The 11,280-nt window shown below is 75.1% G+C and carries 9 protein-coding genes; 7 read left to right on the top strand and 2 right to left on the bottom strand.

The features are described 5' to 3' along the window. Positions 1 to 1,837 (top strand): cation-translocating P-type ATPase (locus MY520_RS27195; RefSeq protein ID WP_436695821.1); only part of this gene is annotated, 1,837 nt, incomplete at its 5' end. 9 nt (positions 1,838 to 1,846) lie between these two features. Here the strand turns inward: MY520_RS27195 and MY520_RS27200 are convergent. Beyond that, the gene (locus MY520_RS27200) at positions 1,847 to 2,698 is read right to left on the bottom strand and encodes an SDR family NAD(P)-dependent oxidoreductase (RefSeq protein ID WP_436695822.1); all 852 of its coding nucleotides are present in this window, start codon (positions 2,696 to 2,698) and stop codon (positions 1,847 to 1,849) included. Between the two features lie 230 nt (positions 2,699 to 2,928). Between MY520_RS27200 and MY520_RS27205 the strand changes: the two genes are divergently transcribed. The 6 genes from MY520_RS27205 (at position 2,929) to MY520_RS27230 (ending at position 9,910) form a co-directional block, all read left to right on the top strand. After that, positions 2,929 to 3,957 (top strand): ABC transporter substrate-binding protein, encoded by a 1,029-nt coding sequence (locus MY520_RS27205; RefSeq protein ID WP_436695823.1) that lies wholly within the window; start codon positions 2,929 to 2,931, stop codon positions 3,955 to 3,957. A gap of 85 nt (positions 3,958 to 4,042) precedes the next feature. Beyond that, positions 4,043 to 5,671 carry a flavin-containing monooxygenase gene (locus MY520_RS27210; RefSeq protein ID WP_436695824.1) on the top strand — a complete coding sequence of 543 codons (1,629 nt, stop codon included), beginning with the start codon at positions 4,043 to 4,045 and terminating at the stop codon, positions 5,669 to 5,671. After that, positions 5,668 to 6,882, top strand: coding sequence for a cytochrome P450 (locus tag MY520_RS27215; RefSeq protein WP_436695825.1), 1,215 nt, complete (start codon positions 5,668 to 5,670; stop codon positions 6,880 to 6,882). The genes MY520_RS27210 and MY520_RS27215 overlap by 4 nt, the downstream gene beginning before the upstream one ends. 77 nt (positions 6,883 to 6,959) lie before the next feature. Further along, entirely contained in the window at positions 6,960 to 7,553 is a 594-nt protein-coding gene (locus tag MY520_RS27220) for a MarR family winged helix-turn-helix transcriptional regulator (RefSeq protein ID WP_436695826.1), read from the top strand. Next, entirely contained in the window at positions 7,550 to 8,668 is a 1,119-nt protein-coding gene (locus tag MY520_RS27225) for an NDMA-dependent alcohol dehydrogenase (RefSeq protein WP_436695827.1), read from the top strand. Before MY520_RS27220 ends, MY520_RS27225 begins: the two co-directional genes overlap by 4 nt. Positions 8,669 to 8,797: 129 nt before the next feature. Beyond that, positions 8,798 to 9,910, top strand: a complete 1,113-nt coding sequence (locus MY520_RS27230) for an NDMA-dependent alcohol dehydrogenase (protein ID WP_436695828.1) — start codon at positions 8,798 to 8,800, stop codon at positions 9,908 to 9,910. 22 nt (positions 9,911 to 9,932) lie between these two features. Here the strand turns inward: MY520_RS27230 and MY520_RS27235 are convergent. Continuing rightward, a partial coding sequence (locus tag MY520_RS27235) for a hypothetical protein (RefSeq protein ID WP_436695829.1) occupies positions 9,933 to 11,280 on the bottom strand: 1,348 nt, incomplete at its 5' end.

Here is an 11,280-nt window from a genome sequence, read left to right on the forward strand (position 1 = left end):
CGGCGCCGCGCCGCCGGCGGGCGTCCAGGCGCGGCTCGGCGAGCTCACCCGGGCGGTGCTGCCGCTGACCCTCGCGGGCGGGGCCGCGGTCACCGCGCTCGGCGTGCTGTGGCGCCGGCCGCTCCGGGAGGCCGTCGCCGCGGGCGTGGCGATCGCCGTGGCCGCCGTTCCCGAGGGGCTGCCGCTGGTCGCCACCGTGGCGCAGCAGGCCGCCGCCCGGCGGCTGTCCGGCCGCGGCGCGGTGGTCCGCAGCGCCCGGGTGCTCGAGGCGCTCGGCCGGGTGGACACCGTCTGCTTCGACAAGACCGGGACCCTGACCGAGAACCGGCTGCGGCTGGCCCGGCTGCACCCCGTGGACGACGACTCCGGCGAGGACGACGTGCTCCGGGTCGCCGCGGCGACCGTGGCCAACGGCGACGACCAGGCGCACGAGACCGACCGCGCGGTGGTCGAGGCGGCTGCGGAGCGCGGGCTGACCGCCGAGGGCGAGCCCGACGCCTGCGTCCCGTTCAGCGCCGAGCGCGGCTTCTCCGCCGCGGTCCGGGACGGCCGGCTGGTGGTCAAGGGCGCGCCCGAGGTGGTCGCCGCCCGCTGCACCGGGACGCCGGACCTGCGGCAGGCGGTGCAGGAGCTGGCCGCCGACGGGCTGCGGGTGCTGGCCGTCGCCGACCGCGACCTGGACTCGACCCCCGAGGACCTCGACGCGGCCGCCCAGGACCTGCGGCTGCGGGGACTGCTCGGGTTGGCCGACACGCTGCGGGAGTCCTCGGTGGCCGCGGTGGAGCAGTTGCGCGCGGCCGGGGTCCGGGTGGTGCTCGCGACCGGCGACCACCCCGAGACCGCGGGGGCGATCGCCGCGCAGGCCGGCGTGCCCGACGCCGACAAGGTGGTCACCGGCGCCCAGTTCGCCCGCGCCTCCGACGCGGACCGGGCCCGCATGGTGCGGGAGGGCACCGTCTTCGCCCGCCTCTCACCGGAGCAGAAGGTGTCGCTCGTGGCCGCGCTCCGGCGGGCCGGCGCGACACTGGCGATGACCGGCGACGGCGTGAACGACGCCGCCGCCATCCGGCTGGCCGACGTCGGGATCGGCGTCTCCGGGGCCGAGTCCCCGGCCGCCCGGGCCGCGGCCGACCTCGTCCTCACCGACCTGGACCTCACCCGGCTGGTCGACGCGATCGGCGAGGGCCGGGCCATGTGGCTGCGGGTGCGCGACGCGGTCTCGATCCTGGTCGGCGGCAACGCCGGCGAGGTCGCCTTCACCGTGCTCGGCACCGCGTTCGGCGGCCGGGCGCCGCTGGGCACCCGCCAGCTGCTGCTGGTCAACCTGCTCACCGACATGTTCCCGGCGCTCGCCGTCGCGGTCGCCACCCCGCGGGCCGCCGTCCTCGAGCCGACCGAGGGGCCGCTGGCCGGCCACCCGCTGGAGGCGGTGCTGCTGGCCGGCCCGCAGCGGGGTTTCGCCGCCGAGGTCCGGCGCATGGTCGTCGTCCGCGGGGCCGCCACCGCCGCCGGTGCCACCGGCGCCTGGGCGTTCGGCCGGCTGACCGGCCCGGCCGGGCGCGCCGGGACGATGGGCCTGGCCGCCCTCATCACCACCCAGCTGGGTCAGACCGCGTGGGCCGGCCGGCGCAGCCCGCTCGTGCTGGCCACCGCCGCCGGGTCGCTGGCCGTGCTGGTCGCGCTGGTCTCGACGCCGGGGGTCAGCCGCTTCTTCGGCTGCACCCCGCTGGACCCGCTGTCCTGGGGGGTCGTCCTGGGCTGGGCCGCCGCCGGCACCGCCGGCGCCGAGCTCGTCCCGGTCCTGGTGCGCCGGTACCGCGCCCGGTCCGCCGGCTGACCGGGCGGGTCACCAGGCGAGCGGGGGAGTGGGCGGGCCGCCGGCCAGGATCTCCTCGGCCCGGCCGCGGATGGCGGCGTCCCGCACGGCGTTGGTGAGCACGTAGAAGCGGCCGGTCCGGACCGCGTCGACGACGAGCCCGGCGACCTCGTCCGGCTCCCGGAGCGGCGCCGACCGCGCGTGCAGCTCGGCGCGGGCGGCCTGGGTGACCGCACCGGTGTCCTCCCGGGGGCCCGCCGACCGCGGCCGGTTGCGGGCCGAGTCGTCGAAGTTGGTGCGGACGGCGCTCGGGCACAGCAGCGTGACCCCGATGTGCGAGCCGGCCTCCCGCAGCTGGAAGTAGAGCGACTCGGTGAGCGCGGCGACGGCGTGCTTGGAGGAGCCGTAGGCGCCCAGGGCGCCGGCGAACACGCCGAACACCGAGCTGGTGTTCACGATGTGCCCGGCGTCCTGCTGCTGCAGCACCGGCACGAAGGTCCGGATGCCGTGCACGACACCCCAGAGGTTGACCCCGAACACCCACTCCAGGTCGCCCAGGGGCACCTCCCACAGCGGGTCCTGGGAGCCGCCGACGCCGGCGTTGTTGCAGACGAGGTGCACCGCTCCGAACGCCTCGAGGGCGGCGTCGCGCAGCGCCTCCACCGCGGCGGCGTCGGCGACGTCGGTGACCACCGGCAGCACCTCCGCGCCGGTGCCGGCCAGCTCGCCGGCCGCGGCCTCGAGCACGGGCGCCTCGACGTCGGCCATCACCACCCGCATGCCCTCGGCGGCGAACCGCCGGACCAGACCGAGCCCGATCCCGCTGCCCGCGCCGGTCACCACCGCCACCCGGCCGCGGGCCACGACGTCCGCTGCACCCATCGTCTGTCTCCGCTCCCGAGCGCCGTCGACACCGGCGGATCGGCGCCCGCGCGGATCGGTTGCGCTCGCAACCATGGTGGCGCGCTCCGGCCGCGTCAAGGCGCGGTACCACGGCGTGGGAAGACCGGGCCGGCTCGGTTGCAATTGCAACTCCCGGCTTGACAGCGACAGTGACTCACGCCACGTTGAGCCCACCGCGACGCAACGCGGCCCATCGAGAGCGAGGCAGAATGCGCCACCCCAGGCACCGCACAGCCAGGCCGGCCGCCGCCCTGGTGCTCACCGCGACCGTCTCCCTGGTGCTCGCCGCGTGCGGCGGAGGCGGCGAGGAGGAGCCCGCGGCCTCCGGCTCGTCGGAGCCGTCGGGCTCCGCGGCGGCGGAGCCGGTGACCGTCCAGGTCGGCGTCATCCCCGTGACCGACGTGGCGGTCCTCTACCTCGGGCAGGAGCAGGGCTTCTTCGAGGACCAGGGCATCACGCTGAACTTCAACACCGGGCAGGGCGGGGCCGCGCTGGTGCCCTCGGTGGTCAGCGGCGAGTACGACTTCGCCTTCAGCAACGTCATCTCGGTCATGCAGGCCCGCGAGCAGGGGCTGCCGCTCACGATCATCGCGCCGTCGGCCGCCAGCACCGGCGAGGCCGACTTCGGCATCAACATGCTCATGGCCATCGACCCCGCGATCGAGGACGCCGGCGACCTCGTCGGCCGCACCATCGGCGTCAACACCCTCAACAACCTCTCCGAGACGCTGGCGAAGGTCTCGGTCGAGGCGGCGGGGGGCGACCCGAACGGCGTCCAGCTGGCCGAGATGCCCTTCCCGGACCAGGTCACCGCGCTGGTCTCCGGTGACATCGACGCGTTCGTCTGTGCCGAGCCGTTCTGCACCACGGCCGCCGACGCCGGGGCGCGGGTCATCGCCAACCCCTACGACGACCTCGCTCCGGGTGAGCAGATCGCCGCGTCGGCGTACTTCGCCACCGAGGACGCGATCGCGGAGGACCCCGAGCTCTACGAGCGCATCCGCGCGGCGATCGAGGTCTCGCAGGAGTACGCCGCCGCGAACCCCGACGAGGTCCGCGCGCAGCTGCCGAACTACACCCAGATCGACCCGGCGCTGATCGAGCGCATGGGCCTGCCGGAGTTCAAGCCGACCCTGGAGCCCGAGGAGCTGCAGCCCCTCGCCGACGCCGCCTTGAAGTACGGCATCGTCGACGAGGCGCCGGTGCTCGACGAGGTCGTCTGGACGCCGGAGGGCTGAGAGCCGGGACGGCGGTGCGGCTCCCCCTCCGCGCCGCCGTCCCCTCCGTCTCCGCACCCCACTCCCCAGGACCGAGGAGAACCCCGTGCTGCCCTCTGCCGACCGCTCCCGGGTCGACGTCGTCATCGTCGGCGCCGGCCTGGCCGGGCTGTACATGCTGCACCGCGTCCGGGGCCTGGGCCTCTCCGTGCGCGTGTTCGAGGCCGGCGGCGACGTGGGCGGCACCTGGTACTGGAACCGCTACCCCGGCGCCCGCTGCGACGTGCCGAGCCTCGAGTACTCCTACTCCTTCGACCCGGAGCTCGAGCAGGAGTGGGAGTGGTCGGAGCGCTACGCCACCCAGCCCGAGATCCTCCGCTACATCGAGCACGTCGCCGACCGCTTCGACCTGCGCCGCGACGTCACCTTCGGCACCCGCGTCGTCTCCGCCGTCCGCGACGACCCGGACAACCGCTGGCTGGTCGGCACCGACGGCGGCGAGCAGGTGGCCTGCACCTGGCTGATCACCGCGGCGGGGTGCCTCTCGGCGCCCAAGCCGCCGGAGATCCCCGGCTTCGACACGTTCGCCGGCCCGGTCTGGTCGACCAGCAGCTGGCCGCACGAGGGGGTCGACCTCACCGGGCTGCGGGTCGGCGTCATCGGCACCGGCTCGTCGGGCATCCAGTCGATCCCCGTCCTGGCCGAGCAGGCGGCGTCGCTGACGGTCTTCCAGCGGACGCCGAACTACAGCCTGCCGGCGCACAACGCGCCGCTGGACCCGGAGTACCAGCGGGAGTGGAAGGCCCGGTACCGCGAGCACCGGGCGGCCGTGCTGCAGGCCCGGACCGGGATCCTCGTCGAGCGCGGCACGCGGTCGGCCCTGGAGGTCGACCCCGGCGAGCGGACCCAGCGGTACGAGCAGTGCTGGGACTCCGGGCTGTTCGCCTGCATCCCGGCGTCCTTCACCGACATCATCACCGACCTCGACGCCAACGAGACGGCGGCGGAGTTCGTGCGCGGCAAGATCCGCGACACCGTCCGGGACCCCCAGGTGGCCGAGGCGCTGACCCCGCGCGGCTACCCGTTCGGCACCAAGCGCATCTGCCTGGACACCGGCTACTACGACACCTTCAACCGGGACGACGTCGCCCTGGTCGACCTGCGCCGGACGCCGATCGTCGAGATCACCCCCCGCGGCGTCCGCACCACCGACGCCGAGCACGAGCTCGACGCGCTGGTCCTCGCCACCGGCTTCGACGCGGTGACCGGCCCCCTCCTGCGGATGGAGATCCGCGGCCGCGACGGCGTGACCCTGCGCGAGCGCTGGGCCGAGGGGCCGCGCAGCTACCTGGGCCTGCAGGTCTCCGGCTTCCCCAACCTGTTCACCATCACCGGCCCCGGCAGCCCGTCGGTGATCAGCAACGTCGTCGTCTCCATCGAGCAGCACGTCGACTGGATCACCGAGTGCCTGCGGCACCTGCGCGAGCACGCGATCGACACGATCGAGCCCGATCGGGACGCCGAGGACGCCTGGGTGCAGCACGTGCACGACGTGGCCGCGGTGACCCTCTACCCGCGGGCCCCGTCGTGGTTCGTCGGCGCCAACGTGCCCGGCAAGCCGCGGGTGTTCATGCCCTACCTCGGCGGGGTGCCGGCCTACCGGCAGAAGTGCGACGAGGTCGTGGCCGCCGGCTACGACGGCTTCCGGCTCGACCGGCGGACGGTGCCGGCGTGAACACCGGGGAGCTGCAGGACGAGGCCGTCGAGACCCCGGAGACCGATCTCGACCCGTTCGCCGAGGAGAACCTGGCCGACCCCGTCCCGTGGCAGACCCGGCTGCGCGAGCAGGCGCCGGTGCTGCGGCTGACCCGCTACGGCGCCTACGTGGTCACCCGGCACTCCGACGTCAAGGCGGTGCTGCGCAACTGGGCGGAGTACGAGTCCTCGTCGGGCACCGGGCTGCAGAACTACCGCACGGAGCCGTCCTGGCGGCCGCGCAGCCTGCTGCTGGAGACCGACCCACCCGAGCACACCCACTACCGCGGGGCGGTCAACCCGCTGCTGCTGCCCAGGGCGCTGCAGGACCTGCGGCCCGGCTTCGACACCGCCGCGCACGCGCTGCTGGACCGGCTGCTGCCGGCCGGGCGGGTCGACGTGGTGACCGAGCTGGCCGAGCCCTACGTCGTGCAGGTCTTCGGCGACGCCGTCGGCATCGGCCCGGACGGGCGGGAGAACCTGCTGCCCTACGGCCACTCGATCTTCAACAGCTTCGGCCCGCTCAACGACCTGTTCCGGACGACGCAGGCCGCCGCGGCCGGGTCGACGGAGTGGGTGCTCGGCCGGTGCCAGCGGGAGGCGCTGCAGCCGGGCGGGATCGGAGCGGGCATCTGGGCGCTCACCGACGACGGCACGGTCACCGAGCAGGAGGCGCCGCTGCTGGTCCGGTCGCTGTTCGGCGCCGGGCTGGACTCCACCGTCGCCGGCATCGCCGCGACCGTGCAGTGCCTGGCCGCCCACCCCGACCAGTGGGCGCTGCTGCGCGCCGATCCCGGGCTGGCCCGGTACGCGTTCGAGGAGACGCTGCGCTACGAGTCGCCGGTGCAGAACATCTTCCGGACCACCACCCGGGACCTCGTGCTGGCCGGCACCCGCATCCCCGCGGGGCAGAAGGTCATGCTCCTCCTGGCCTCGGCCAACGCCGACCCGCGGCAGTACGACGCGCCGCTGGAGTACCGCATCGAGCGGCGCGGGCACGGCCAGCTCGACCTGGGGCTGGGCATCCACCAGTGCATCGGCCAGCACATCGCCCGCATGGAGGGCGAGGCGGTGCTCCGGGCGCTGGCCGAGCGCGTCTCGGCGATCACCCTGGCTGGTCCCGGGCAGCGCAAGCTCAACAACTCGCTGCGCGGCTGGGCGTCGCTGCCGGTGGACCTGACGCCGGCGTGAGCGGGGCCGCCCACCTCCCGGCTAGCCTGCCGGGTGGACCGACGCCGGTTCGGCGTCCCGAGGAGAACCGGGGGAGCATGATCGGCGACGGAGAGACCCGGCGGCTGCGGCGCCGGCCGATGACCCGGCACATCGAGCGCGAGCACTACACGCCCTACTACCTCACCGTCATCGCCAACGCGATCTCCTCGTCGGCCTCGCAGGTGTACCTGCGGGAGTTCGGCATCGGCGTGAACGACTGGCGGGTCCTCTCGCACCTGGGCCTGGAACCCGGCTGCACGGCGCAGGTCATCAGCAACGTCCTCCAGGTGGACAAGTCGGTGGTCAGCCGCAGCGTCCGGACGCTGGTCGACCGCGGCCTGGTCGGCGTGGAGGCCACCCCGGGCTTCCGCCGGCTCTACCTCACCGCCGCGGGTGCCGAGCTGCACAAGCGGATGGTCCCGGTGGCGCTGCAGCGCGAGCGGCTGCTGCTCACCGGCCTGGACGACGCCGAGGTGGAGCTGCTCCTGGGCCTGCTGCGCCGGGTGCACGCCAACCTGCCCGCCCTCACCGCCTACGACCCCGGCCGGACGCCCTCCCCCCGCGACCCGGCCGACCCGCCGCTCGCCGACACACCGCTCGCCGGTTCGGCCGCCGAGCACCCGCGACCAGACCAGGAGTGGACAGCATGAGGACTCGCGCCGCGATCATCCGCGAGGCCGGACGGCCCTGGGAGGTCACCGAGCTCGAGCTGGACGAGCCGCAGGCCGACGAGGTGCGGATCCGGTTCGTCGTCTCGGGCATGTGCCACTCCGACGAGCACCTGCGCACCGGCGACAGCGTGGCCCGGCTGCCGATGGTCGGCGGCCACGAGGGCGCCGGCGTCGTGGAGGCGGTCGGCTCCGCGGTGACCCGGGTGGCGGTGGGCGACCACGTCGTCTGCTCCTTCATCCCGGCCTGCGGCGTCTGCCGGTACTGCTCCACCGGGCACCAGAACCTGTGCGACCGGGGCGCGGAGATGGCCACCGGCCGGCTCGGCGACGGCGGCTTCCGGTTCCACGACGACGACGGCAACGACCTCGGCGGGTTCTGCATGCTCGGCACGTTCAGCGAGCGCGCCGTGGTCAACCAGGCCTCCACCGTGCGCATCGAGGAGGACATCCCCTTCGAGGTGGCCGCGCTCGTCGGCTGCGGCGTCCCCACCGGCTGGGGCTCCTCGGTGAACGTGGCCAAGGTCAAGCCGGGGGACACCGTCGTGGTCTTCGGTGCGGGCGGGGTCGGGATGAACGCCGTCCAGGGCGCCGCGTACGCCGGCGCCAAGAACCTCGTGGTCGTCGACCCCGTCGCGTTCAAGCGGGAGAAGGCGCTGGAGTTCGGCGCCACCCACGTCTTCGCCGACGCCGGCGAGGCGCACGAGGCCGTCGTCGACATGACCCGCGGCCAGCTCGCCGACCACGCGATCTGCACCGTCGGCGTGCTCACCGCCGACGTGGTCTCGGCCGCCGCGGCGATCGTCGGCAAGGGCGGCCAGGTCACGGTCACCTCGGTCGGACGGACCGGGGAGAACCAGATCCAGCTCGCTGCCGGCGGCGGGGTCGTGGGCTACCAGCGCAACATCCAGGGCCACATCTTCGGCATGAGCAACCCGCTGTACGACATCCCGCGGCTGCTCGACCTCTACCGGAAGGGCCGGCTGAAGCTGGAGGAGCTGATCACCCGCCGGTACACCCTCGACGAGATCAACCAAGGCTACCAGGACCTCGACGACGGGAAGATCGTCCGCGGGGTCATCCTGCACGACGGCTGACCCGCCGTGGCGGCCCGCGAGCCGGTCGTCCTCGGCACCGCCGGCCAGGAGGGCGGGCTGCGGCCCGGTCCGGCAGGCTCGCAGACTCGGGGGCGGTGACCCGCACCACATCTGGCGAGGAGGCCCGGGGTGAAGACGCAGGCGGCGGTGCTGTGGGAGTACGGCCAGGACTGGCAGGTCGAGGAGCTGGAGCTCGACGACCCGCGCCAGGGGGAGGTGCTGGTCAAGCTGACCGCGTCGGGGCTGTGCCACTCCGACGAGCACGTGCGGGTGGGCGACCTCCCCATGGAGGCGGTGCCGGTCATCGGCGGCCACGAGGGCGCCGGCATCGTCGAGAAGGCCGGCCCCGGCGTGACCAAGGTGAAGGAGGGCGACCACGTCGTCCTCAGCTTCATCCCCGCCTGCGGGGACTGCACCTGGTGCGCGTCGGGCCACCAGAACCTCTGCGACAAGGGCGCCGGCATCAACATCGGCCTGCAGCAGGACGGCACCGCCCGGCACCACGTCCGCGGCCAGGACGCCCGGCTGATGTGCATGCTCGGCACCTTCTCGCCCTACACCGTGGTCAACCAGGACTCGGTCGTGCGGATCGAGGACGACATCCCGCTGGACAAGGCCGCGCTGGTCGGCTGCGGCGTCACCACCGGCTGGGGGACCGCCGTCTACGGCGCCCAGGTGAAGGCCGGCGACACCGTCGTCGTCTTCGGCATCGGCGGCGTCGGGGCCAACGCGCTGCAGGGCGCCAAGGCCGCCGGCGCGACCCGCATCATCGCCGTCGACCCGGCGCCCTACAACCGCGAGAAGGCCACGGTCTACGGGGCCACGCACGCCTTCGCGTCCGCCGCCGAGGCCGCCGAGGCGGTCGCCGACCTCACCTGGGGCCGGATGGCGGAGTCGGCCATCATCACCATCGACGTCGTGACGCCGACGATCATCGCCGACGCGATGTCGGTGGTCGGCAAGCTCGGCCGGGTCGCCCTCACCTCGCTCGGATCGGTGTTCCTCAGCGACATCCAGCTGCCGGTGTTCGAGCTGACCGCCTGGCAGAAGCAGATCGTCGGGTGCCTGTTCGGCAACGCCAACCCGCGGGCCGACATCCCCAAGCTGCTGAGCCTCTACCGGCAGGGGCAGCTGGTCCTCGACGAGCTGGTCACCCAGACCTACACCCTCGACCAGGTCAACGAGGGCTACCAGGCCATGCGGGACCACCGGGCCATCCGCGGGATGATCCTGTTCGACTGACCCGCCGGCGGCGGCCCGCCGCTCAGCGCACCGGGCCGCCGCCGTAGTCGCCGAACGGCGCCACGGGGGCGGCGGCGACCGGCACCTCCGCCACCGCCCGCCCGCCGGCGTCGAGCGTGCGCACCGCGCGGGCGCCGTCAGGGAGCGCGGCCACCACGCCGCCGCCGTCCAACGCGAGCGTGGTCAGCAGCCCCCCGCGGTCGTCGAGGACGGCGGCGGCGGTGGCGTCCGGGGGCGCGGTGAGCACCAGCCAGCGGCCCTCGTCCGACGGCTCGCTCTCCGGCGAGGAGAGGTCGCAGACGCGGGCAGCGACCAGCTCGGTCACGTCGAAGGCCCCCGGGGCGGTGTACACGCCGCAGGGCACCGCGCGGCCGTTCCCGCCGGGCCCGACCTGGGCGGCCCACGTCGTGACCACGAGGCCACCGCCGGGGCTGCGGGCCACCACGACGGCGGCCGTCCCCGGGACGCCGTCCAGGGGCAGCAGGCCCGACCACAGCAGCTCCGGCAGCAGCTCCGCGGGCTCCACACCCAGCGGGACGGCGACCTCCGCGAGCGCCTCCGCCACCGCCCGGGGCGCCGGCCGCACCGCCGTCGGCCGCAGCGGCGCCAGCGACGGCGGTTCCGGGGCGGGCCCGCGCGCGGTCAGGTCCAGCCCCACCGGCGCGCGGTACACGACGGCGCCGTCGCGGAGCACCCGGACGCTGGCCCCGCTGCCGCCGGTCGTCGTCCGCACCTGCCCGACCGCCACCCCGTCGACAGTGCGCGCCGGCTCGTAGCCGCGCTGGACCGTTCCGCGCGGGCCGACCTGCAACCGTGGCGAGACCTCCACCTCGTCCTCGCGGCCGGCGACGACCACGACCGTGGCCGCACCCGGGCCGCCGACCAGCAGGGACGCCGGCCGGCCCGGCCCGAGGTGCCGGGGCACCGCCGGGGTGAGCGCCTCGGGCGGTGCCCCGGCGGGCCCGGTGAACCAGACACCGCGGACGTCCTCGTCGACCGTCCCGGTCACGAGCACCACCCGCCCGGCGGGGGTGTCGGTGGCCAGCACGACGTCGCGGGCGGCGACCGGCGGCGGGACGAGCGGCCCCCAGTCCAGCTGCCGCACCGCCTCGACGAAGACGCGGTCCCCGGCCAGCGAGCCGCGGGTCGGCTCGGTGAGCACCGGCACGGTCGCGGGCGCCGCCGACGCGGGCGGGGGAGCGACCGGGCTCCCGGCGGGCCACGCGAGCGGAACGGCGAGGGCGGCCGCCGCGAGGATGGCGATCCCGGCCGCGACCCGGCCGCGCCGGGTGCGGCGGGCCCGCCGCAGCGCGTCGGCCACCGGCTCGTCGGCGGCCCCGCGCCAGCGGGGGAAGGCGGATGGTAGCCCT

The sequence above is a fragment of the Geodermatophilus sp. CPCC 205506 genome (assembly GCF_051383635.1).
GTDB lineage: Bacteria > Actinomycetota > Actinomycetes > Mycobacteriales > Geodermatophilaceae > Geodermatophilus.

Bases quoted from the DNA above. Each gene is read 5' to 3' on its own strand.
- MY520_RS27200 (WP_436695822.1), bottom strand. From the start codon at position 2,698: ATGGGTGCAGCGGACGTCGTGGCCCGCGGCCGGGTGGCGGTGGTGACC.
- MY520_RS27205 (WP_436695823.1), top strand. From the start codon at position 2,929: ATGCGCCACCCCAGGCACCGCACAGCCAGGCCGGCCGCCGCCCTGGTG.
- MY520_RS27220 (WP_436695826.1), top strand. From the start codon at position 6,960: ATGATCGGCGACGGAGAGACCCGGCGGCTGCGGCGCCGGCCGATGACC.
- MY520_RS27225 (WP_436695827.1), top strand. From the start codon at position 7,550: ATGAGGACTCGCGCCGCGATCATCCGCGAGGCCGGACGGCCCTGGGAG.